Source organism: Bradyrhizobium sp. USDA 4541 (assembly GCF_024171085.1).
Classification (GTDB): Bacteria; Pseudomonadota; Alphaproteobacteria; order Rhizobiales; family Xanthobacteraceae; genus Bradyrhizobium; species Bradyrhizobium australafricanum.
Window position 1 is genome coordinate 1 of sequence record NZ_JALJZF010000001.1, and the last position, 22,278, is coordinate 22,278.

At 64.2% G+C, this 22,278-nt stretch carries 18 protein-coding genes; 14 read left to right on the forward strand and 4 right to left on the reverse strand.

Annotated elements, in window-relative coordinates; all coding sequences use genetic code 11:
* Both J2R80_RS00005 and J2R80_RS00010 read right to left on the reverse strand, forming a co-directional pair.
* The coding region (locus J2R80_RS00005; protein WP_253637889.1) for a hypothetical protein at window positions 1-1,554 on the reverse strand (1,554 nt) is incomplete at its 3' end.
* A 172-nt stretch (window positions 1,555-1,726) separates the two neighbouring features.
* Window positions 1,727-2,641, reverse strand: a complete 915-nt coding sequence (locus J2R80_RS00010; RefSeq protein ID WP_016846155.1) for a LysR family transcriptional regulator — start codon at window positions 2,639-2,641, stop codon at window positions 1,727-1,729.
* A 116-nt stretch (window positions 2,642-2,757) separates the two neighbouring features.
* Between J2R80_RS00010 and J2R80_RS00015 the strand changes: the two genes are divergently transcribed.
* The 7 genes from J2R80_RS00015 (at window position 2,758) to J2R80_RS00045 (ending at window position 10,918) form a co-directional block, all read left to right on the forward strand.
* Complete coding sequence (locus tag J2R80_RS00015) at window positions 2,758-3,510, forward strand: SDR family NAD(P)-dependent oxidoreductase (RefSeq protein ID WP_253588107.1); 753 nt, start codon at window positions 2,758-2,760, stop codon at window positions 3,508-3,510.
* 75 nt (window positions 3,511-3,585) lie between these two features.
* Window positions 3,586-4,284, forward strand: coding sequence for a pirin family protein (locus J2R80_RS00020; RefSeq protein WP_057015482.1), 699 nt, complete (start codon window positions 3,586-3,588; stop codon window positions 4,282-4,284).
* Window positions 4,285-4,433: 149 nt separating this feature from the next.
* On the forward strand, window positions 4,434-5,033 hold the full coding sequence (wrbA, locus tag J2R80_RS00025; RefSeq protein WP_057015483.1) for an NAD(P)H:quinone oxidoreductase: 600 nt from the start codon (window positions 4,434-4,436) through the stop codon (window positions 5,031-5,033).
* A 238-nt stretch (window positions 5,034-5,271) separates the two neighbouring features.
* Window positions 5,272-6,888, forward strand: a complete 1,617-nt coding sequence (locus J2R80_RS00030; RefSeq protein ID WP_168856517.1) for a B12-binding domain-containing radical SAM protein — start codon at window positions 5,272-5,274, stop codon at window positions 6,886-6,888.
* A gap of 133 nt (window positions 6,889-7,021) precedes the next feature.
* A complete protein-coding gene (locus J2R80_RS00035; protein ID WP_253588108.1) occupies window positions 7,022-7,969 on the forward strand; it encodes a DUF5996 family protein in 948 nt (315 codons plus the stop codon).
* A gap of 231 nt (window positions 7,970-8,200) precedes the next feature.
* A complete protein-coding gene (locus J2R80_RS00040; RefSeq protein WP_253588109.1) occupies window positions 8,201-9,307 on the forward strand; it encodes a glycoside hydrolase family 5 protein in 1,107 nt (368 codons plus the stop codon).
* A 123-nt stretch (window positions 9,308-9,430) separates the two neighbouring features.
* Window positions 9,431-10,918 (forward strand): hypothetical protein, encoded by a 1,488-nt coding sequence (locus J2R80_RS00045; RefSeq protein WP_253588110.1) that lies wholly within the window; start codon window positions 9,431-9,433, stop codon window positions 10,916-10,918.
* 48 nt (window positions 10,919-10,966) lie between these two features.
* Here the strand turns inward: J2R80_RS00045 and J2R80_RS00050 are convergent, their stop codons facing one another.
* Window positions 10,967-11,566, reverse strand: coding sequence for a DUF1080 domain-containing protein (locus tag J2R80_RS00050; RefSeq protein WP_057015457.1), 600 nt, complete (start codon window positions 11,564-11,566; stop codon window positions 10,967-10,969).
* 219 nt (window positions 11,567-11,785) lie between these two features.
* Between J2R80_RS00050 and J2R80_RS00055 the strand changes: the two genes are divergently transcribed.
* From J2R80_RS00055 to J2R80_RS00065, 3 genes are all read left to right on the forward strand, one after another.
* Complete coding sequence (locus J2R80_RS00055; protein ID WP_253588112.1) at window positions 11,786-12,256, forward strand: cupin domain-containing protein; 471 nt, start codon at window positions 11,786-11,788, stop codon at window positions 12,254-12,256.
* Window positions 12,257-12,328: 72 nt separating this feature from the next.
* A complete protein-coding gene (locus tag J2R80_RS00060; protein ID WP_057015458.1) occupies window positions 12,329-12,568 on the forward strand; it encodes a DUF2171 domain-containing protein in 240 nt (79 codons plus the stop codon).
* A 56-nt stretch (window positions 12,569-12,624) separates the two neighbouring features.
* A complete protein-coding gene (locus J2R80_RS00065; protein WP_057015459.1) occupies window positions 12,625-12,966 on the forward strand; it encodes a hypothetical protein in 342 nt (113 codons plus the stop codon).
* Here J2R80_RS00065 and J2R80_RS00070 read toward each other — a convergent pair.
* A complete protein-coding gene (locus J2R80_RS00070; protein ID WP_253637890.1) occupies window positions 12,940-17,055 on the reverse strand; it encodes a GAF domain-containing protein in 4,116 nt (1,371 codons plus the stop codon). The two genes, J2R80_RS00065 and J2R80_RS00070, sit on opposite strands and share 27 nt — an antisense overlap.
* A 403-nt stretch (window positions 17,056-17,458) precedes the next feature.
* On the opposite strand from J2R80_RS00070, the gene J2R80_RS00075 reads away from it, so the two are divergent.
* The 4 genes from J2R80_RS00075 to J2R80_RS00090 all read left to right on the forward strand — a co-directional run bounded on the left by J2R80_RS00075 (window position 17,459) and on the right by J2R80_RS00090 (window position 22,237).
* Window positions 17,459-18,511: an Ldh family oxidoreductase gene (locus J2R80_RS00075; protein WP_253588114.1), complete on the forward strand. Its 1,053-nt coding sequence runs from the start codon at window positions 17,459-17,461 to the stop codon at window positions 18,509-18,511.
* A gap of 24 nt (window positions 18,512-18,535) precedes the next feature.
* A complete protein-coding gene (locus J2R80_RS00080; protein ID WP_253588116.1) occupies window positions 18,536-19,900 on the forward strand; it encodes an LLM class flavin-dependent oxidoreductase in 1,365 nt (454 codons plus the stop codon).
* Window positions 19,901-19,912: 12 nt separating this feature from the next.
* Window positions 19,913-20,698, forward strand: a complete 786-nt coding sequence (locus J2R80_RS00085) for a fumarylacetoacetate hydrolase family protein (RefSeq protein WP_057015462.1) — start codon at window positions 19,913-19,915, stop codon at window positions 20,696-20,698.
* Window positions 20,699-21,181: 483 nt separating this feature from the next.
* A complete protein-coding gene (locus J2R80_RS00090) occupies window positions 21,182-22,237 on the forward strand; it encodes a serine hydrolase (protein WP_253637891.1) in 1,056 nt (351 codons plus the stop codon).
* Window positions 22,238-22,278: the final 41 nt, after the last annotated feature.

A 22,278-nucleotide genomic window follows, 5' to 3' on the forward strand; every position in this document is an offset into this window, starting at 1 on the left:
CCGGAACGGCAGCGCGCCGCGCCGGTCCTCGCCGATCCCTTCGTAATAGTCGTTCCAGACCTTCGGATCGACGTTGCGCGTCGACTCCGCGCAAAGATCGAGCAGCGTCTTGCCGTCCCTGCCCGGCTTGTCCATGTCGGCGAAGTGGTTGCTTTCGTCGGTGTGCCGGGTGAAGCGCCAGACCAGGTCGGCGACATCGGCCAGCGGCGAGAATGTGCCTCGCTGATGCGGCTTGAGGTCGACGAGCAGCTTGTCGTCGAGGCCGATATTGTCGGAATTGGCGTCCATCATGGTGGCGAGCTTGGGTAACTTCGCATCGATCAGACCGGTCGCGTAGGCGCCGATCTTGACGTGGCCCCATTCGCCCCAATACTCGGTATGGCCCGCGTTCCAGTCGCCGATCAGTTCGACATCGAGCTCACGGCACAGCGTCGACATGCAGATCCCGAGCGCGACCTGCATCGGGACCTTGCCGCTCGATCCGAACAATTCCTGGCCGCCCCATTCGAGCGCCAGGGGACTGAGGATCCGCGCGCCGCTGGCGTTCTTCTTGGCGTCCGGATCGTCGACAAACCAGACCGTGCCGGAGTCGCCCGGATAATTGTTGAGCGGCGTGTCGCCGTCGCGCGGGCCGATCACGAAATCGCTGACATATTCCACGCCGCCGACGGTCTTGTAGCGATAGAACAGGCCGAGGATCTTGCCCTTCATCAATCCGCTGGTCGCACCGAAGGCGATCAGCGGCTGGTTGATGATGTCGAGACGGAAGGTGCCGACATTGAGGTCGACGACGTCGCCGACCTGGCCGACGCCGTAGACCTGTGCGGTCCAGCCCTTGACGTCATCGACGCGGATCAGGCCGGCATCGAGATTGGCCACCACGCGCGAGCCGGGCCAGCCGGGATAGACCTCGCTGAAGGCGCGCTTGCCGAGTTGCAGCGCATCGCTGACGCCGAGGCGGCGGTCGGTGTTCTTGAAGCCGGCGAAGATCTCGCGGCCGGCGGCGCCGACCACGTGACGGTTGGACAGCGCAAACACCGTCTCGCCATTGGTGACGAGACAGCCGATCGAGCCGCGGTGGATCTTGCCCTGGATCATGGTCTGCACCGGAAAGCCGCCGCCGACCAGATCGCTCTTGAACACCGGCGGATCGACGGTGCCGGGGCTGCCCTCGTTCGGATCGACCTTGACGACGCAGGTGGGCACGACGCGACCATCCGGCAGATAGAGGAATGGAGGCACCAGCTGGTCCTGCTTCTCGGGATGGTTCTTCAGCTCGGAGCGCTTCATCCAGTCGCGGACGAAGACGAGGATGCAGGGCCACGACCAGTCCTTGACCGACGAGTTGAACAGCGTGCGCGGTCCGAGCGCCTGCGGCTTGGAGTGCGCCTTTCTTTCCGTCGCGTTGCGGTCGTTGTCCCGGATCAGATAGCGGCCGATCGCCGTGGCGTAGACCGATTGCAGATGGGCCAGATGCACGTGATAGGCCTCGCGGGCATCGAGCAGATCCTTCACCGACAATGACGTGAAGTCATGCTTGGTCAGATCAATCATCTGGTTCCTCCGAAAATGCGCTTTGCGGCAACACCGGTGCAGGACGCAGAAATAGACGATCGCGGCAGCCCTCGATCGTGGGTTAGTTCACATAAGCAATACAATTTAAAAGGGATGACACGAATGTGACGGGGCGGGCCGGATGTCCCTCCACCGCTCCGCGTGCGGATTTCTATTTCCGCTGCGCACGCCCTTTGGCGAAATGCTTCGCCAGGAAATCCGCCAGCACCTCGACGCGCGCGGGCCGCGGGCCGCCGGGCGGGGTGACGAGATGCACGGCGCCCTCGGGCTGCTTCCAGCCTTTCAGGATCACCTCGACCTCGCCCCGCGCGATCGCGTCGCCGACGATGAAGTCGGGCAGATCGGCGATGCCGAGACCGGCGAGCAGCGCGGGCATCACAGCCTCGCCATTGTTGACCCGGAGCTGGCCGGCGGGACGCACGCTCGCCTGCTCGCCCGACGCGTTGGTGTAGTGCCAGACGCCCTGAGTCGAGAGATAGGCGTAGCCGAAGCATTTGTGCTCGGCGAGATGCATCGGATGGGTCGGCCGGCCGTGGCGCTTTAGATAGGACGGCGCGGCCACCGTGTAGCGCGGCATGCCGCACAGCCGCCGCGCGATCAGCGAGGAATCCGGCAACCGCGCGATGCGCAGGCCAGCATCAAAGCCCTCGCCGATCAGGTCGACCGTGGCATCGCTCAAGTGCAGGTCGATCGAAACCTCCGGATAGGCCTCCATGAATTCCGGCAGCAGCGGCGCCACCGTCTTGATGCCGAAGCTCATCGGCACCGCGAGCCGCACCAGGCCGCGCGGCGTGGTCGATTGCGCCAGCGCCTCATTCTCAGCCGCCTCGCCGTCGGCGAGCAGCCGCGCGGCGCGCTCCGACAATTTCTGGCCGGCATCAGTCAGCGCCAGCCGCCGCGAGGTGCGGTTGAACAGCCGGGCGCCGAGCCGCTCCTCCAGCCGGCTGACCGCCTTGGACACCGTCGCCTTGGACAGCGAGAGCTCGGTCGCGGCCGCCGCAAACGACCGTAATTCCACGACTTTTGCGAAGATCGCGAGCGCCTCGAAGTCCGGCAGTTTCGACATGGGCCGCTGTCCTGATTGCTCAATACTGGAAACAATGAGTTTCAATAGTTTCTATTTCTATACCACAGCCGGAGGCATATCCAAGTGCCATCAAATTCAACCGATGGAGAAATCCAATGACAAAGAAGCTCTCAGGCAAGGTTGCCCTCGTCACCGGCGGCTCGCGCGGCATCGGCGCGGCCAGCGCCCGTGCACTCGCCGCAGAAGGTGCGAGCGTCGCGATCAGCTACGTCGCCTCTCCCGAGAAGGCCGAGGCCGTGGTCGCCGAATTGAAGGGCAAGGGCGTCAACGCCCGCGCCTACAAGGCTGACCAGGCCTCGTCATCCGATGTCGATCAGCTGGTGAAGACCGTCGCCAAGGATTTTGGCCGGCTCGACATCCTGGTCAACAATGCCGGTGTCGCATCGGGCGGCGCGGTCGACGACCCCAAGGCCGACACCGCGACGCTCGCCCGCCAGGAGGCGATCAACATCAACGGCGTGATCACCGCGATCCGCGCCGCCTCCAAGCTGATGGGCGAAGGCGGCCGCATCGTCACCGTCGGCTCCATGCTGGCGGACCGCGCCTCGTTCCCGGGCCTTGCCGACTACGTCGCTACCAAGGCGGCCGTCGTCGGCTACACCAAGGGCGCGGCGCGCGACCTCGGACCGCGCGGCATCACGGTGAACGTGGTGCAGCCCGGCTCGATCGACACCGACATGAACCCGAAGGACGGTGGCGAGTTTGCCGAGACGCAACGCTTGCAGCACGCGCTGCAACGCTTCGGCCGCCCGGAGGAAGTCGCAGCGGGCGTCGTGTTCCTGGCAAGCCCGGAAGCCTCGTTCGTGACCGGCACCGTGCTCAACGTCGACGGCGGCTTCGGCGCCTGATCGCAAAATTTTCTGGAGACGCCGGGCGCGGTGCGCCCGGCCTGCTCCTCAACATCGACATCAAGGGGAATGACCATGATCGAACTCAGACCATTCGCAAAGCTTGGCGGCGCCGACCACGGCTGGTTGAAGGCCAAGCACCACTTCTCGTTCGCGAGCTACTACGATCCCGATAATGTCAGCCACGGCGCGCTGCGCGTCTGGAACGACGATGAGATCGCGCCCAACTCCGGCTTCCCGGCACATCCGCACGCCAACATGGAGATCATCACCTATGTTCGCGAGGGCGCAATCACGCACCAGGACTCGCTCGGCAATAAGGGACGCACCGAAGCCGGCGACGTGCAGGTGATGAGCGCCGGCAGCGGCATCCGTCACTCCGAGTACAATCTGGAGCCGGCGAAGACCAAGATCTTCCAGATCTGGATCGAGCCGACGACGAAGGGCGGCCACCCGACCTGGGGCTCGAAGCCGTTCCCGAAGGCGGACCGTTCGGGCAAGCTCGTCACCATCGCCTCGGGTATCGACGGCGACAATGACGCGCTGCCGATCCGCGCCGATGCGCGGGTGCTCGCCACCACGCTGAAGGCCGGCGAGAGTGCGGAATACGCCGCCGACAAGGCCCGTCACCTCTATCTGGTGCCGGCGGCCGGCAGCATCGAGGTCAACGGCGTGCGCGTCAATGCCCGCGACGGCGCCGCGATCCGCGACGAGGCCAAGCTGAAGATCACCGCGCTCGAGGATGCTGAGCTCGTGCTCGTCGACGCGGCCTGATCACCACATCCACACTCGTCATGCCCGGGCTTGACCCGGGCATCCATCGGGCTTCGCAAGAGTTCTCCGTTTGATGGATTGCCGGGTCAAGCCCGGCAATGACGGGGTTCCTTAACCTCACCCTACTGCCAAACCACAAGGAGGCCATCATGGCCAAGGTTCTCGTTCTCTATTACTCCGCCTACGGTCACATCGAAGCGATGGCGAATGCCGTCGCGGAAGGCGCGCGCGAAGCCGGCGCCATCGTCGACGTCAAGCGCGTCCCCGAGCTGGTGCCGGCCGAAGTCGCCAAGGCCTCGTACTACAAGCTCGACCAGGCCGCGCCGATCGCCAAGATCGACGATCTCGCCAACTACGATGCGATCATCGTCGGCACCGGCACCCGGTTCGGCCGCATGGCCTCGCAGATGGCCAACTTCCTCGACCAGGCCGGCGGCCTCTGGGCCAAGGGCGCGCTGCACGGCAAGGTCGGCGGCGCCTTCACCTCGAGCGCGACCCAGCATGGCGGCCAGGAGACCACGCTGTTCTCGATCATCACCAACCTCCTGCATTTCGGCATGACGGTGGTCGGCCTGAACTATGGCTTTGCCGGACAGATGAAGCTCGACGAGGTCACCGGCGGCGCGCCCTACGGCGCAACCACGATCACCGGCGGCGACGGCAGCCGCCAGCCGAGCGAGAACGAACTCGCCGGCGCCCGCTATCAGGGCCGCGCGATCGCGGAAACCGCGAGAAAACTTCACGGCTGATGCGATGGGGGCGGCATTCTCGTTCACGATTGCCGCCCCTGCCTAAGTCGCGACGTCGTTCCCGGACAACGGCGCAAGAGCGATCGCTGCTGGAACGCCAACAGACGCCAAGAAAGGCCGATAATCGACGTAATAGGCGTCCATGCCCAAGATTGCCTGACAATTGGCCGCGAATTGAGCCCTTGAGCGGCGACAAGCCGCGTGTCATCGTGCCCGTCAATATCCAGGCCGGAGCAACATGACGGTTCCCTGTCGCGTCCTAATGATCTATCCGAAGTTCGTTCAGGACTCCTTCTGGAACTATACGGAAGCTTGTGAACTCGTCGATGCGAAGTATCCGGCGGCGCCGCTCGGACTGATCACCGTCGCCGCCATGCTGCCGAAGCATTGGGATATTCGCCTCATCAACCGTAACACCGAGCCCTTGACGGACGCCGATCTCGACTCGGCCGATCTTGTCATGATCGGCGGCATGCTCAACCAGCAGCCTGATTTTCTCCACCTGATCGATCTCGCACACCGGCACGGCAAGCCGGTATGTGTCGGCGGACCTGACGTCTCCTCCAGCCCGCATCTTTACGCCGACGCGGACTTCCAGGTGATCGGTGAGGCAGAGCAAATCATTCAGCAATTTGTCGCCGCCTGGGAAAGTGGAGAGCGCAAGGGCGTGTTCATCGCCGAGAAATTCAAGATCGACGTCACGCTAAGCCCGATGCCCCGCTATGACCTGATCAAGTTCGAGCACTATCTCTTCATTGGCGTGCAATATTCGCGTGGCTGCCCGTTCACCTGCGAGTTCTGCGATATTATCGAGCTGTATGGTCGTGTGCCGCGCACCAAGACCCCCGATCAAATTCTCGCTGAGTTGCAAGCGCTCTACGATCACGGTTATCGCGGACATGTCGATTTCGTCGACGATAACTTCATCGGGAACAAGAAAAACCTCCGCATCCTGCTGCCGCAGCTCAAAGCCTGGCTGGAGGAGCGAGATTATCCGTTCGAGTTTTCGACGGAAGCCTCGATCAATATCGCTGACGACAGCGAGCTGTTGCAGGCGATGAAGGACGCGAACTTCTTCGGGATTTTCGTCGGCATTGAGAGCCCGGATCCGGAGACCCTCGTGCAGATGAAGAAGAAGCAGAACACCCGGCGCGACATCGCCGAATGCATTCACAAGATCTATGGCTACGGCATGTTCGTCACCGCGGGTTTCATCGTCGGGTTCGATACCGAGAAAGCCTCGATGGGGCACGCGATGATCGACTTCATCGAGGAGGCGAGCATTCCAGTCTGCATGGTTGGACTGCTCTATGCACTGCCGGGCACACAGCTGACGCGGCGGCTGGCGAAGGAAGGCCGCCTGCACGAAGGCCACGATCTCATGAAAGTCGAGCAGGCGGGCGACCAATGCACGCTCGGCTGCAATTTCGACACCATACGTCCGCTGCGTGACATCCTTGAGGACTACAAGGCCGTGATCGGGCACGTGTTCGACCCGACGGCTTATGCAGGACGGCTGTCGCGGCTCGCCGCCATGCTCGACCGGTCCGACCGGCGTCGCGACCTGCCGGATGGCGACATACGCAAGAGGCTTGGCGGCATCGAGGGCGTGCACACGATCATGCGTGCCCTGCCGGAGGTCCGCGAACCGTTCTGGAAGACCTTCGTCGAGGTCGCCAAGTCCAATCCGGGCGCGCTTCGCTACATCGTGATGTTGATGGCGCTGTATTTGCATTTCGGGCCATTCTCGAAACACGTGATCCGTGAGATTGACCGCCGGATTGCCGCCCTCGACGATATGCCGCCGGTGAGGGCCACGGAGCTTGGGCCGCGAACTAACCTACGTGCGGTTTGACGGCAAAGCGCGTTCGTGCGCTTCGCCGACCAGAGCACGTCGCGCGGAACGAGAGGATCGGTTCCCCCGAGGTCATCGCGACCAATTCGTAATAGCCGAAACACTGTACGTTCGCGCAGCCCAGAGGTTTGTCATGACCAACACACAGAAGACCCGCTGGCCGGAACTGCCGACCGCGGCGTGGCGCGACAGCTGTGCCACGCTCCAGCTCTTCACCCAGATCGCCGGCAAGATCCGGCTGGCGAAGTCGCCCTGGCTCAATCACTCCTGGCACGTCACGCTCTATGTCACGGCGCGCGGGCTGACGACCTCGCCGATCCCCGACGGCGATTGCACGTTCCAGATCGACTTCGATTTCATCGATCACGTGCTCCGCATCTCGACCAGCGACGGCACCGAACGGCAATTCGCGCTGGCCGGTCAATCGGTCGCAAGCTTCTACTTGGCGGTCATGAGCAATCTGAAGGACCTCGGCATCGACGTCGCCATTGACGAGATACCGAACGAAGTCGCCGATCCGATCCGCTTTTCGCAGGATACGCAGCATGCGTCGTACGACGCGGATGCCGTGCGCCGGTTTCACCAGATCCTCGTGAACTGCGATCGCGTGTTCAAGCAATTCCGGACCGGCTTCCTCAGCAAGGCGAGCCCGGTGCATTTCTTCTGGGGCAGCTTCGATCTCGCGGTGACGCGGTTTTCCGGCAGAACCGCGCCGCGGCATCCCGGCGGCGTGCCCCATTTGCCCGACGAGGTGGCACACGAGGCCTATTCGCACGAGGTCAGCAGCGCCGGCTTCTGGCCGGGCGGCGGCGCGATCGATTATCCTGCGTTCTATTCCTACGCCTATCCGGAACCCGCGGGCTATCGCAGCACGCCGGTGCGACCCGATGCTGCGTTCTTCAGCGAAGCGCTTGGCGAATTCATCCTGCCCTACGACGCCGTGCGGACGGCTGCCGACCCGGACAAGGCGCTGCTCGAATTCCTGCAATCGAGCTATGAGGCCGCGGCCATCAACGCGAACTGGGACCGTGCTGCGCTGGAATGCGCACCGGGCCAGCCGGGCGTGGTCCGAGGGGTCTAGCGGCGCGCCGCACCGGCGGCTCAATCCTCTTCGCGACGGGTCGCCTTGGACAGTCGACGAAGGCGCATGGGTTAAATTTCGTGTTACGTCTTTACCGCATCGTTGCTTGGCCGAGCTATCTTTCGGACGACGCCCCGCGACCCCGGCCGGCTCGAACACAACAGGCAGTATATTCGTGAGCGCCCCGCAACCCGTCACGATCCCGCGACAACCACCGCACGCTGATCGGTCATGACGCGGCCATCGATCCTTGCCCTCGCGGTCAGCGCGTCGATTCTGCTGTCGGTCGCCGCGCGGGCTTGCCCCGCCTTGATCGAAGGCGTCCCGGCCGACCGGCTCAAGGCGCTGTCACGCGGCGTCAATGCCGACGGCTGGGTGGCCGATCCGCGGTCGGCGCCATCCCGCGCCCTGCTGCGCGAGCTGCGCAAGGCCGGCATGACCCACATCCGGCTGCCGGTGCCCGCCGACTTCGTCATGCCGCGCTTCGCCGCGAAAGCGGAGATCGACAGCCGCCTGCGCACCGTCGATGCGGCGCTCAAGACCCTGCTCGCGCTCGGCTATGCGGTGTCGATCGACCTGCATTCCGGCGAGCGCTTCAACGCGCTGCACAAGGACGATCCCACCAGTGCGATGATCGAAATGAAGCGCGCCTGGACCGAGCTCGCACGGCTCATGCAGCGCTATCCGTCCGACCGTGTGTTTGCGGAACTGTTGAATGAGCCGGATGTCGAGGCCGCGCAATGGCAGGGCGAAGTCCGGGAGCTGGCCGGTTTCATTCGCGGCCTGCTGCCGCAGACCACGCTGGTCACCGGTCCGGTCAACTGGCAGCGCGCGGATTCGCTGCCGGATTTCACTCCGCTCGACGATCCGAATGTCGTCTATGCCATCCACTTCTATGATCCGATGGTGTTCACCCATCAGGCCCATTGGGATCCGGGTGAGCCGCTGCATGATGTCACCGGATTGCCCTATCCGGTCCGCGCCGACGATCCCGGGGTTAAACAGCTGCGGGAGCAGCTCACCGCGCTGGACAAGCGCAAGGCGCTCGCGATGGTGGACCGCGCCATTCCCGACCGCGGCATCGACAAATGGCTCGAGCCTGCCGCCGCCTGGCAACGGCAATATTCGCGGCCGATCATCATCAATGAATTCGGTGTGCTCAAGGCCGGAGCGCCGCGCGACAGCCGGCTGCGCTGGCTCGCCGGCGTGACCGCCTACGCCCGGCAACAATGCTGGGGCTGGACTCATTGGGAGCTGTCGCAAGGCTTCGGCCTCGCCGACCCGGTCACTGGCAAGGTCGACCGCGAGGCGCTGAGGGCCTTGCTCGGGACCCGCTGACCCATCTGGTTAACCAGTTCTTACACAATGCGCGGCTAGATCGACGATGCGGTGTGGCACGCCCACACGTCCGGTCACGCTAGGTCAGAGCCTGTGCGAGCAGAGATAGCCCCGCGGCCGCTGTTGGCCGGCGATCTGATTCCTGCACTCGGCATCGCCGTGGCATCGATCGCATTCGCGCCGATCATGCAGACGGCCAACGCCGGGCTCGCGATCGTCGTCGAAAGCCTGATCGGCTGCGCCATCGTGCTCGCGGTGCCGGCCTACGCGCCGTCGATCGCCATCTTCATCATCTTCTTCCAGAACCTCTTCGTCTCGATCCTGTCGTCCTACATGACGACCGAGCAGGAGATGGATTTCGTCAAGGGCTACAATTTCCTGGTCATCGCGGTGATGTGGCTGGTCACGCTGGCGCTCTACGCGCTGCACGAGCGGAAACATTCCGCCGAGATCGACCAGATCATGAAATGGGGGTCGTTCACCCTCGCAACCGTGACGGCGTATTTCCTGCTCGGCGCCACGCAGGATTCGCACGCGGCCCTCGTCTATCTGCGCAACATTGCGCTGCCGCTGTTTCTGTTTCAGCTATCGCTGCTGACGGCCGCAACCTTCGAGATCCGCATCACGCCGTTCCTGGTGACGGTTGCGGCGCTGCTGATCGTCTGCGGATATGTCGAACTGCTGTTCCGCGATTTCTGGCTCTCCATCACCAACGGCTACACGTTCTGGCATTTCGACGAGCTGAAGGCGACCCGTTCCGGATCCTGGGAAGCCGAGATGCGCGCAACCGGCAGGGTGCCGGTGGATCTGATCGATCGCTTCCGTTTCAGCTTTCTCAACAGCCCGTTGTTCGAAGACCTCGGCCTCTCGTCGTTGCTGCGTATCTTCGGACCGAATATGAGCCCGATCAGCTTCGGTTACGGAATCGCCTTCTCCATCCTGTTCCTGTTCGCGGTCGGATATCGCTGGCTGGCGCTGGCTGCGATCCCGCTGCTGATTTGCTGTAGCGTAAAAGGCGCGCTCATCCTGGTCATCTTCGTCGCCTTGGGCTGGACGGCAACCTGGCTGCTTGGCGCAACCGTCACCCTTGCCGTCGCGCTGGTCGGGCTCGTGCTGTACGCTATCGCCGCGATCTATATCGGACTCCAGATCGGCGACTTCCACGTGATCGGCTTCATGGGCGGGTGGGACGGCTTTCGGCAGAATCCGATCGGCCGCGGACTTGGCGTCGGCGGCAACCTTTCCGAAGGTTATTTCTCGATCGACTGGAACGCCGCGCAGGCGGCCGGCACGATGGACGGCGCGGTGGAAAGCGCCGTCGGCGTGCTGCTCTACCAGATGGGGATCGGCTCACTGGTGCCGCTTGGCTACTTCCTGGCGATGGCGCTGAAGGCCTGGCGGCTCTACGCCTCGTCGGGAATTCTCATCCAGGGGCTCGCCGCTTTCGGCACGATGGTCGTGCTGGTGAACGGCATCTTCCAGGAAGAGGCGCTGTTTGCGCCGCCGGCACTTGGGCTGTTGCTGTGCCTGACCGGGCTCGTGATCGGCCATCATCTGCGCACGCAGAGTGACGATCGGAAGGTCTCTGCGACCGACAGTGCTCCTCAATGAGGAGGGGCCTCGTCGCAGTGCGACCGAGGCCCCGCTCAACCTGCGCCGTCAGAGCGGCTTGATCTGCACCTTGCGGAACTTGACCACGCCCGAACCATACTGGAGCGCGATATAGCCGTTGGCGTGCTTGGAATCCTGGGCGTCGACGGTCTTCTGGCCGTTCAGCGTCACGACGAAATGCGGCCCCTGCGCCGTGATCTCGTAGACGTTCCATTTGCCGGCCGCCTTCGGCATCGGATCGACCTTGCCGACGTCGACAATCGCGCCGGTGCCGTAGGTCGGGTCCGGCCGCTTGTCGAAGATGTTGACCTCGTAGCAGACCTTGGAGTCGATCACCTTGTTGCCTTCGCAGCGGATGAAGATGCCGCTGTTGGCATCCTCGTCGGTCCAGAACTCTGCCCTGATCTGGAAATCCTTGTATTGGGTCTTGCTGACGAGATAGGAGAGATCCTTGCCGTCGAGCTTGTCGGCGACCAGCGCGCCGTCCTTCATCGCCCAATTGGCCTTGCCGACCTCGTCCCAGTCACCCTTCTTGGAGCTGTCGAGCAGCGTGACCCAGCCGTCGTCCCCCGAGGCGGCGGTGGAAAATTGCAGCGCGGCCGCACCGATCACAAGTCCCGCCGCCAGTATCGACAGATGCTTCTTCAAGGTTATCCTCCCGTCTTTTGGTTGGCGCGCAACCTATCATCGTCTGCGGCGGCGTAAATGCTTTTTCATATTGCAACTGCGTTGTGTCACGGATCGTTGTCGCAATCCTGAGGTCAGACATGCACGGCCGCGTCTTGCCGGGCGGAAGCGAGGACGACTAACATCGCGCGGTATACGAGCGCGGCAGTCGCTCGAGAAATCCGATCTGGGAGCATACCGATGACGGCATCGAACCGGTCCTGGCGATATCTGACGATGCCGTTGGCCCTCGCCGCGACGCTGAGCGTCAGCTCCGCGGCCGAGCTCAATCCGGCCGCCGTGACCTACAAGCTGCCTGATCAGATTCCCTGGAGCCCGGCTGACGCGCGCGGCGCGCAGAATGCGGTCGTGGTCGGCGATCCCTCGAAGCCCGGCTTCTACATGGTCTACACCAAATGGACCAAGGGCAATCACTTCAGCCGTCCGCATTTCCATCCCAACGACCGCTACATCGTGGTGCTCAAGGGCACCTGGTGGGTGGGCTCGGGTCCGAAATTCGATCCCGATCACGGCACCGTCGCGATGCCGGCCGGCAGCTTCGTCACCCATTTCGGCAAGCAGGTGCACTGGGACGGCGCCAAGGACGAGGACGCCGTGCTGCTGATCATGGGCGAAGGCCCGGCCACCGCGACCGAGGTCGAGCAGAAGTAGCCGGAACCGGCTAGCAACCTTTGCATCCAGGCGGCGTTTCATCCCCTCATCATCATGACGAGGAGATGACGCATGGCAAACGCTGCCGACATTCGGGAACATATGGATGTGATCTCGTCGGACAAGAAAACGGTCGGCAAGGTCGACCACATGGAAGGCACCGACCAGATCAAGCTGACCAAGCAAAGCTCACCTGACGGTCAGCACCATCACTTCATTCCGCTGTCCTGGGTCGACCATGTCGACCAGCACGTCCACCTCAACAAATCGGGCTCCGACGTGACGGCGCATTGGCAGCACGGCCGCCAATAGCCGCGTTGCGCGAGGTGGGAGCGATGCTATCATCCCGGCCCAAGGAAGGGCCTTCGATGCATCCCGCCGCCAAGCTGCAATTTGCCCGCATCGTCGACGAGTTCGCGCGCTGGCGCGCCATTGCGGAACCGGAACGGCCGCCCGCGCCGGCCTGGTGGTGGGGGCCGGCATTCGAGATGCGCGATGCCGCCGAACCGCTGCCATCCGCCTGGAGCCGCCAGCTCCGCCTTGCCGACGGCGCGAGCTTTGCGGAGGCTGCCGTTGTGTTGCGCCAGACGTTGGCCGGCCAGGACATCCTGCCGTGGCCCTATGATTTTTCGCGCAAGGTCGAATCAACCGATTCCGACGTTCGCGACCTGCCCGTGCAGCCGTCAGACGACAGCGCGTTTCCGCCCTAGATCCGGCCCGGCCACGCTGGTCGCCTCGCCATCCAGCGACGGCTGCAACGGCGGCGACGCCTCTGCCTGCGACGGCTTCAACAATTCGGCGAGATCGCGCGGCGGCAGCGGCCGGCTGAACAGGAAGCCCTGCATCTCGTCGCAGGCATGGGCGCGCAGGAACTCCTGCTGCTCGGAGGTCTCGACGCCCTCGGCGACGATGGTCATGCCAAGCGCCTTGCCCATCGAGATGATCGCCTGCGCGATCGCGACGTCCTCGGAATCATTGGGCAGGTCGCGCACGAAAGAGCGGTCGATCTTGATGGTGTCGATCGGGAACTGCTTCATCAGCGACATCGATGAATAGCCGGTGCCGAAATCGTCGATCGCCAGCCTAATGCCGCGATTCTGGATCGCGTCGAGCACGCGCACCGCACGCGTCACGTTGCGCATCACCATGCTCTCGGTGACCTCGAGCTGGAGCAACGCCGGCGACATGCCGCTCTCCTCCAGCGCCGCGTCGATGTCGTCGAGCAAGTTCGGATCGCCGAACTGCCGCGGTGAAAGGTTGACCGCCATCGTCACGGCCCTGAGGCCGCAGCGCTGCCACGCCATGTTCTGCCCGCAGGCTTCCTTCAACACCCAGCGGCCGATCGGCACGATCAGGCCGGTTTCCTCGGCAAGCGGGATGAACTGCCCCGGCGATACCTTGCCAAGCTCGGGATGGGTCCAGCGCAGCAGCGCCTCGACGCCGCTGATCTGCCCGCTCGCCATGTCCACCTTGGGCTGATAGTCGAGCGAGAATTGCTTGCGCTCGAGTGCGCGGCGCAATGCGCTCTCCATCGTCAAGCGCTCGATCGACTGCGCCCTGATCTCGTTGGAGAAGAAGCGGAAGCCATTCTTGCCGTCTTCCTTGGCGAGATACATCGCCATGTCGGCATTCTTGGTCAGCGTCTGTACGTCCGAGCCATCGGCCGGATACATCGCGATGCCGATCGAGGCCGTGGTGTGGCACTCATGCCCGCTGAGCTGCAGCGGCTGGCTGAGCGAAACCAGAAGATCGCCGGCGATGCGCTCGACGTCGTCGCGTTCGGCGGTTTCCTCGAGGATGACCACGAACTCGTCGCCGCCGAGCCGCGCCACCACGTCGCTCGCGCGCAACGATCCACGCAGCCGCTCGGCGATCGCCACCAGCAGCATATCGCCGGCGTCGTGGCCGAGCGAGTCGTTGATCACCTTGAAGCGGTCGAGATCGATGAACAGCACCGCGAGCTGCCGGCGATGGCGATCCGCCGCCGAGATCGCGTGATGCAGCATCTCGTTGAACGTCTCGCGGTTCGGCAGATTGGTCAGGCTGTCGTGCGAGGCAAGATATTCGATGCGCTCGTCGGCCTTGTGTTTCTCATCGGCGCGATCGAAGCTCTCGAGCGCGAACGCCAGATTGTCGGCAAGGCGCTGCAGCAATTCGGCGAACTCCGGCGTGAACGTGTCCTTGTCGATCGCGACGAAGATCATGACCCCGACCACCTGCCCGCTGACAACAAGCGGAAACGAGGCGCTGGACTGCGTTCCATCGAGCCGCGCGCGCTCATGGAAAGCGGCGGTCTCGGGATCGGCAAAATAGTCGTTGATGATGCACGCCTTGCCGGAGCGGAACGCCCGACCGCAGGCGCCGCGCCCCTCGGGGTGCGCCTCGCTGGTCGAGAGCGTCACCTGGAGCGCGCCCTCCGCCGCCGGCCCCGCAATCGCGACGATCCGCAGATAGTCGCTTCCGGTCTGCGCCAGCGCGATCGTAGTCGAGGTGAACTTGCCGCCGGTCGCCGCCGCCGCGCAGACCAGTCGATACAATTCTGCGCGGGACTTCGCCCGCATGATCGCCTCATTGGTCGCGCTCAGCGCCGCGAACATCCGCGACAGCCGCTCCTTCAGCTCGTCGTCCCGCGCCTTCTCGTCGGCGCGATCGAAATTGGCAAGCGCGAACGACACGTTCTCGGCAAGCCGCTGCAACAGCGCCATCATCTCCGGGCTGAAGGTGCCGAACTCGCTGGAGAGAAACACCAGCGCGCCGATCGCCTCGCCGTTCTTGAGCAGCGGCAGGGCTGCGCCCGATTTGCTGCCGCTGTCGCGCACGGCCGGATAGACGTGCGATTCGGGGCCGAAATCGCTGAGATAGTCGTTGCTGATGCAGGGCCTGCGCGTGCGGATCGCAACGCCGGTCAGCGTCTGTCCCTCCGGACGCGTCGCGTCGGCCGACAGCTGAACCTCTCGGGCCCGCACCCGGTCCGGGCCCGAGGCGGCCACATTGTCCAGGAAGACCTCGCCCGGCCGCACCAGCCTGATCGTGGCCGAGACGAACTGGCCGCCGACCGCCGCGGCATCGCAGACCAGATCGAACAGTTCGCTGCGGGATTTCGCCCGCATGATCGCCTCGTTGGTCGCGCTCAGCGCCGCGAACATCCGCCGCAGCCGCTCCTTCTGCTCCTCGGTCCGCGCCTTCTCGTCGGCACGGTCGAAGCTGCCGAGCGCATAGGAGACGTTGTCGGCGAGCCGCTGCAGCAGCTCGGCGAATTCAGCCGAGAAGGTGTTGCGCTTGGCGGAGATGAACAGCATCACGCCGACCGGCTCGTCGTCGACGATCAACGGGAACGCCGCGCCCGATCGCGCATCCTCGCGGTCGATGACGTCGCGGAACGGATTGCTGGCGACGTCGCCCAGAAAATCGTTGTTGATGCAGGCGCGCCGCGAGCGGAACGCCCGGCCGCAGACGCCGCGCCCTTCGGGGCGAGCCTCGCTGCGCGAGACGTTGAGGCGGCGCGCATTTGCCGCGGTAGGCCCCGCGACCGCCATCATCTCCAGGAAATCGTCGCCGGGCTTCGCGATCAGGATGCTGGTGGAGTTGAATCCGCCGCCATGCGCCGCCGCCGCGCAGACCAGCTCGAACATCTCGAGCCGCGACCTCGCGCGCATGATCGCCTCGTTGGTCGCGCTCAGCGCCGCGAACATCCGCGACAGCCGCTCGCGCTCGGCGTCGGCCTTGGCCTTTTCGGTGGCACGGCCGAAATTGTCGAGCGCGACCGAGACATTCTCGGCGATCCCCGCGAGCAGCGCGATGATCTCCTCGTCACGCGCCCAGGAATTGCCGGTGAAGAAAATCAGGACGCCGACGCTCTTGCCGAACCGGGTGAGCGGCAGCGCCACGCAGGCCATCAGGCCGCTGCCGCCGATCGGCATATGCGACGGGCCCATCGATATCGGGATGTCGTGCTCGACGCAGGGCCGCTGGGTCCGGAACGCCTCGCCGCAAATCCCCTTGCCGTAGACGTTGTCCGGATCGGTCGAGAAGCGCGTCTGGGTGATCAGGTCGAGCGCCTCGCCGGTGCCGGCGACAGGCTCGAACCAGTGCGTGTCGGGTTCGGCCAGCAGCACCACCGTCGCGAAGGACTTTCCGCTGAACACCGCGGCATCGCAGACCCGCTGATAGAGATCGTGCTCGGTCTTGGCGCGAAGGATCGCCTCGTTGGTTGCGCTGATCGCACCGAACATGCGGTTGAGCCGACGCATCGCCCGCTCGCCGCTCTTGCGCGAGGCCTCGTGGTCGAAATTATCGAGCGCGAAGGACACGTTCGCGGCCATGCGCTCCAGCAGCGAAACGGCCTCGTCGTTGAGCGAATTGATCTCGCGCCGCGTCACCATGAAGACGCCGACGCTGCGCCGGTTGCAAACCAGCGGCACCGCGGCGGCCGCCCCGACGCCTGCCGCTGCCGCGCCGCTGCGCCAAGCCGCCGAAACAGCGTCGTTGACATAGTCGTTGCGGACGCAGGCCTTCTGGTCGCGGAACGCGCGGCCGGCCACGCCTTCGCCCTCCGGGGTGTTGGCGATCGCGGAAATGGTGATGCTGCATAGTCGCGCGACATCGTCGCCGTAGCCAGCCGCGAACCTCAAGAGACCGGTATCCGGCTCCAGCAAAAACACGGTCGCGGCCAGGAAGCTCCCGCTCGAGAACGCGGCTTCGCAGACCTTGCCGTACAATTCTTCTGGTGATTTCGCGTACAGGATCGCTTCGTTGGTGGCACTCAACGCCGCGAAGGTACGCCCGATGCTCGACTGCACGATTCCTGAAGGCCCGGGGGCCAACCCCTCCAATCTGGCAGGGAACATTGCCCGCGAGAGGCCTAAGTGGTGGTTAGCGTATCCGGCAAGTTGCACGACAAAGTAAACGGCTGACGAACGCCGGCGGCGGTTTTCCGGGATATTACGGACACCGGTGTGCCAGCCTGAGGCGGAGGGTGGCGAGGCGCGGATGGACGTCCTGCTCGCGCCGCCCGAGCAGCCAAATTCCGCATCGCGACCGCGCCTGTTCCACTCGGTGAAAACATCGCCGGGAGCACCCTGCTGGCGGTATGGCCGCCCGGATTTTTCTGCCCTTGCTCGCCCCTCGGCGCTTTGAGAGCATGACGTCGACAACAGCAAGCACGACCCGCGCATCACGCGGGCAGACCGTGAGGAAAATCCCATGCCGATCGTCCAGGCCGACCGTCTCACGCGCATCGGCGCGGCACTCCTCAAGGGTGCCGGCGCATCGGAGGAGGAAGCCAGCGCAGTCGCCTCCGGCTGCGTCAACGCCAACCTCGCCGGCCACGACTCCCACGGCGTGATCGCAATCCCGACCTATATCGACCGCATCAAGGCCGGCCACATCGTGCCCGGCGCGAAATGGACCATCGTGCAGGAGACACCGACCACGACCGTGATCGACGGTCATTGGGGCTTCGGCTTCCACGTCAACGCCAAGGCGATGGAGATGACCATCAACAAGGCGAAGACCGCCAATGTCGCGGCCTGCACCGTGTTCCGGCAGAGCCATGTCGGACGCCTCGCGCATTACCCGATGATGGCGATGCGCGAAGGCATGATCGGGATTGCGGCCGCCGATTCCGGCCGCTCGCCGAAACACGTGGCGCCGTTCGGCGGCCGCGAGGCCCGGCTCGGCACCAACCCGCTCTCGATCGCGGTGCCCTCCGACCTCGAGGCGCCATTCTATCTCGATATGGCGACCTCGGCAGTCGCCGCCGGCAAGATCCAGCTCGCGGTGGCGCGCGGCGAGAGCATCCCGAAGGGCTGGATCATCGATGCCGAGGGGCGCGACACCACTGACCCAAAGGACTACCGCAAGGGCGGCGCGCTGCTGCCGCTCGGCGGCAGCGAGGGCTACAAGGGCTCGGGCCTTGCCGCGATGGTCGAGGTGCTGTGCGGCCTCCTGACCGGGCTCGGCTTCGGCGTCGAGCCGATCGGCCGACACAACGACGGCTGCTTCATGGCGGTGTTCAACGTCGCCGCATTCCGTCCGCTCAAGGACTTCAGGAAGGAAGTCGCCGACTTCGCCCGCTATTTGAAATCGACGCCGCCCTCGGAAGGGAGCCGCGGCGTGTTCTATCCCGGCGAGATCGAATATCTGCGCGAGCAGCAGCGGCGCAAGGACGGCATCGAGATCGAGGATGCGACCTGGGACAAGCTCAAGGCGCTCGCCGCCGATTACAAGCTCACCGATGAGCTCGACCTTCGCTGATAGTTGCGGACACAGGAGAACGACATGACACGGCAAATGGCGCTGGTTGGCTTTTTGCAGGCGCAGAACTGCACCAACCTGCCGAGCTCCTGGCGTCACCCGGAATCGCGCGACGATTCGATGTCGGCGGACTACTATCAGGAGATCGCGCGCATCCTGGAGCGCGGCAAGTTCCACATGGCGTTCTTCGACGATCGCCTCGCAATGCCCGATCGTTACGGCAACGATCACGCCCACACCGTCGAATACGGCATCCGCTGCGTGAAGATGGACCCGATCGTGGTGCTGACCACGATGGGCATGGTCACCACCAAGCTCGGCCTCGCCTCGACCGCCTCCACCACCTATTTCGAGCCGTTCGACGTCGCCCGCCGTTTCGCCACGCTCGACCTGATGACGGGTGGCCGCGCCGCCTGGAACGTGGTGACGTCGGTCAATGACGGCGAAGCGCTCAACATGGGCCGCGAGCAGCATCTCGAGCACGACCATCGCTATGACCGCGCCGACGAGTTCATGGAGGTGGTGCTCGGCCACTGGGACGCCTGGGAAGACGGTTCGCTGCTGATCGACAAGAAGAGCGGCCGCTTCGCCGATCCGACCAAGGTGAAGCGGCTCGACCACAAGGGCACATTCTTCACCTCGCGCGGCCCGTTCACGGTGCCGCGCTCGCCGCAGGGCCATCCCGTCGTGATCCAGGCCGGCGCCTCCGGCCGCGGCCAGCGCTTTGCCGGGCGTTGGGGTGAGGTGATCTTCACCGCGGCGCGCAACCTCGCCAATGCCAGGCAGGGCTATGACGCGATCCGGGGCGAAGCCGCCAAGGCCGGGCGCGATCCCGACCAGATGTTCCTCTGCAATCTGATCACGCCGGTCACCGGCGCGACCAAGGCCGAGGCCGAGGACCGGATGGCGGTGATCCAGAAGCTGCCGCTCGAGATCGACGCGTTGTCGCTGCTCGCCGAAGGCCTCAACTTCGATTTCGGCGCCAAACCGATCGACGAGCCGCTAACCACCGAGGAGTTGCAGGGCATGCAAGGCATGCTCGGCATCCGCGACGGCGTGCTGCGCACCTCCGGCAAGACCAATCCCTCGACCCGCGACTTCATCACCTTCTCCGGCCGCGGCCAGGTGCAGGACGCGATGGTCGGCGGCCCGAAGGAGATCGCCGACCGGCTGGAGGAGATGTTTGTCAATCGCGGCTGCGATGGCTTCGTCGTCGCGGCGAGCTACGTGCCGGGCTCCTATGCCGACTTCGTCAACCACGTGGTGCCCGAACTGCAGAAGCGCGGGCTGTTCCACAAGGATTACGCCGGCACGACGCTGCGCGAGAATCTCGGACTGAAGCGCCCGGCCGCGGGCGCCTGGAAGACCCGCGCGCAGGCCGCGGAATAGAGGGACATCATCATGCGCTGGCTGAAATTTACTGCCGCAGGCACTACGTCTTGGGGCCTCGTCGAGGGCGACGCCGTCACCACCGTCAATGGCGATCCCTTCGGTGAATGGAGCAAGACGTCGAAGACGCATGCGTTGAAGGACGTCAAGATCGAGCTGCCGCTGATCCCGCGCACCTTCTACTGCGTCGGGCTGAATTATTTGAAACACCTCAAAGAAGCCGCCGACAAGGCCGGCACGGTGCCGAACGTTCCCGATCGTCCCGAGATCGGCTACCGCGCGCAGAACGCGCTGATCGCCCATGACGAGAACGTCGTGATCCCCGCGAGCGCGACCGAGAAGATCCATTACGAGGGCGAGCTCGTCGTCGTGATCGGCAAGACCGCCAAGCACCTGACCGAGGCCAACGCGATGGACTGCGTGTTCGGCTACACCATCGGCAACGACGTCTCCGAACGCAGCTGGCAGAAGGCCGATCGCGGACTGTGGCGTGCCAAGAACGCCGATACCTTCAAGCCGATGGGTCCGTGGATCGAGACCGATGTCGACCTCGACCGCATGGAGACCGCGATCCGCGTCAACGGCAAGGAAACCGGCCGCTTCCACACCAACGAGATGATCTTCGGCATCGTCCCGTTCCTCGTCGAACTGACCAAATATTTCACGCTGTCGCCCGGCGACGTGATCTGGATGGGCACCGACGGCGCCTCGCCGGACCTGAAGGACGGCGACGTGGTCGAGATCGACATCACCGGCATCGGCACGCTGCGGAACAGGTTCGTGAGGGAGAAGGTGTGAGGCGGCTTGCACCACTTTAGAGCCGTCATCCTGAGGTGCTCGCGAAGCGAGCCTCGAAGGATGCACGGCCGCCGCTCCATCCTTGCGTCGAGAGCCGGGCCGTCGTGCTTCGAGGCTCGCTGCGCTCGCACCTCAGCATGACGGTGATGGACCGGGTCGCTTCTCTCTCCATTTGTCGTCCCGGCTTTCGCCGGCACGACGGCGAGTTTGTGGCGCCGCTGGTGGATCACACACTCGCATTCTCGCGACATCATTTGCCCGACGGGCCATCGTGACGTGATCACATAGCCGTTCGCATCGTGACAACACAGGGCGAAGCGCAATAAGGTCCGCGCGCACTCATCAGACAAGTCAGCCATGCCACTTTCACGCCGAACGTTGCTTCAGGGCTCCCTGCTATCGGCCGCAGGGATCGTTTGCGGGCCGTCGACCGCCCTTGCCGAGCAGCCCGCGGAGCTTCCGACGTCGGAGCAACGCAAGCAGATGGCTGACCTGGCCGCCGACTTCATGAAGGACTACGATGTACCGGGTCTTTCGATCGCGATCGCAATCAAGGGAAAGCCGGCTTATGTCGAGGCGTTCGGGGTTGCGGATCGGGAGACCGGCGAAGCATTGACCCCGCAACACCGCTTCCGGATCGCGAGCATATCGAAGCCTGTGACCTCGACCGGGATCTTCACCCTGATCGAGGCCGGCAAATTGCGGCTCGGCGACTATGTGTTCGGCGCAAGCTCCATTCTCGGCAAGGACTATCCGACGACACCCACGCTGCCAAGCTTGATGCCACCCGGCTCGTCTCGCTCCCATGTCGAGCAGATCACGGTCGAGCATCTCTTGACCCACACCACCGGGACCTGGGGAAACCAGTCTCGCGATCCGATGTTCATGAACCAGAACCTGAAGCATCGCGAACTGATCGGCTGGACGCTGGAGCATATGCCGCTCACCAGTCCGCCAGGCGAAGCCTATGCCTATTCGAACTTCGGCTATTGCATCATCGGCCGCGTGATCGAAAAGCTGAGCGGCCAGAGCTACGAGCAATACATCAAGGACGCCGTCCTGAAGCGATGCGGCATCACCGACATGCAGATTGCCGGCAATACGCTGGGCGAGCGCGCAAGCAACGAAGTGAAATACTACAGCCAGACCGGCGATCCGTACCGGATGAACGTCGCCCGGATGGATTCGCACGGCGGCTGGATTGCGACGCCGGGCGATTTGACGACGCTGTTCGTCCATATCGACGGCTTCAAGGACACTGAGCAGCTGCTGACCGACGACAGCCTCCGCGTCATGAGCACCCCCAGCGCCATCAACCCCCGCTACGCCAAGGGCCTGTTCGTCACCGCGAACAATAATTGGTGGCACAGCGGCCTCCTGGACGGAACGACGACGATCTCGGTGCGAACCAGCGGCGATTTCTGCTGGTCGGCGTTCACCAATACCAGGTCGCGGGAAGGCATGACCCGCGCCCTCGACCTGCTGGTCTGGCACATGGTCAAGACGGTGCCTGACTGGCATCCTCAGAAGCGCGCCTAGACCCTCCCGTCATTCCGAGATGACGTGAACGAGCAATGCAA

Bases quoted from the DNA above. Each gene is read 5' to 3' on its own strand.
- J2R80_RS00065 (WP_057015459.1), top strand. From the start codon at position 12,625: ATGCATCCCGCCGCCAAGCTGCAATTTGCCCGCATCGTCGACGAGTTC.
- J2R80_RS00040 (WP_253588109.1), top strand. From the start codon at position 8,201: ATGACGCGGCCATCGATCCTTGCCCTCGCGGTCAGCGCGTCGATTCTG.
- J2R80_RS00010 (WP_016846155.1), bottom strand. From the start codon at position 2,641: ATGTCGAAACTGCCGGACTTCGAGGCGCTCGCGATCTTCGCAAAAGTC.
- J2R80_RS00085 (WP_057015462.1), top strand. From the start codon at position 19,913: ATGCGCTGGCTGAAATTTACTGCCGCAGGCACTACGTCTTGGGGCCTC.
- J2R80_RS00075 (WP_253588114.1), top strand. From the start codon at position 17,459: ATGCCGATCGTCCAGGCCGACCGTCTCACGCGCATCGGCGCGGCACTC.
- J2R80_RS00035 (WP_253588108.1), top strand. From the start codon at position 7,022: ATGACCAACACACAGAAGACCCGCTGGCCGGAACTGCCGACCGCGGCG.
- J2R80_RS00030 (WP_168856517.1), top strand. From the start codon at position 5,272: ATGACGGTTCCCTGTCGCGTCCTAATGATCTATCCGAAGTTCGTTCAG.
- wrbA (WP_057015483.1), top strand. From the start codon at position 4,434: ATGGCCAAGGTTCTCGTTCTCTATTACTCCGCCTACGGTCACATCGAA.
- J2R80_RS00055 (WP_253588112.1), top strand. From the start codon at position 11,786: ATGACGGCATCGAACCGGTCCTGGCGATATCTGACGATGCCGTTGGCC.
- J2R80_RS00060 (WP_057015458.1), top strand. From the start codon at position 12,329: ATGGCAAACGCTGCCGACATTCGGGAACATATGGATGTGATCTCGTCG.
- J2R80_RS00090 (WP_253637891.1), top strand. From the start codon at position 21,182: ATGGCTGACCTGGCCGCCGACTTCATGAAGGACTACGATGTACCGGGT.
- J2R80_RS00020 (WP_057015482.1), top strand. From the start codon at position 3,586: ATGATCGAACTCAGACCATTCGCAAAGCTTGGCGGCGCCGACCACGGC.
- J2R80_RS00080 (WP_253588116.1), top strand. From the start codon at position 18,536: ATGACACGGCAAATGGCGCTGGTTGGCTTTTTGCAGGCGCAGAACTGC.
- J2R80_RS00015 (WP_253588107.1), top strand. From the start codon at position 2,758: ATGACAAAGAAGCTCTCAGGCAAGGTTGCCCTCGTCACCGGCGGCTCG.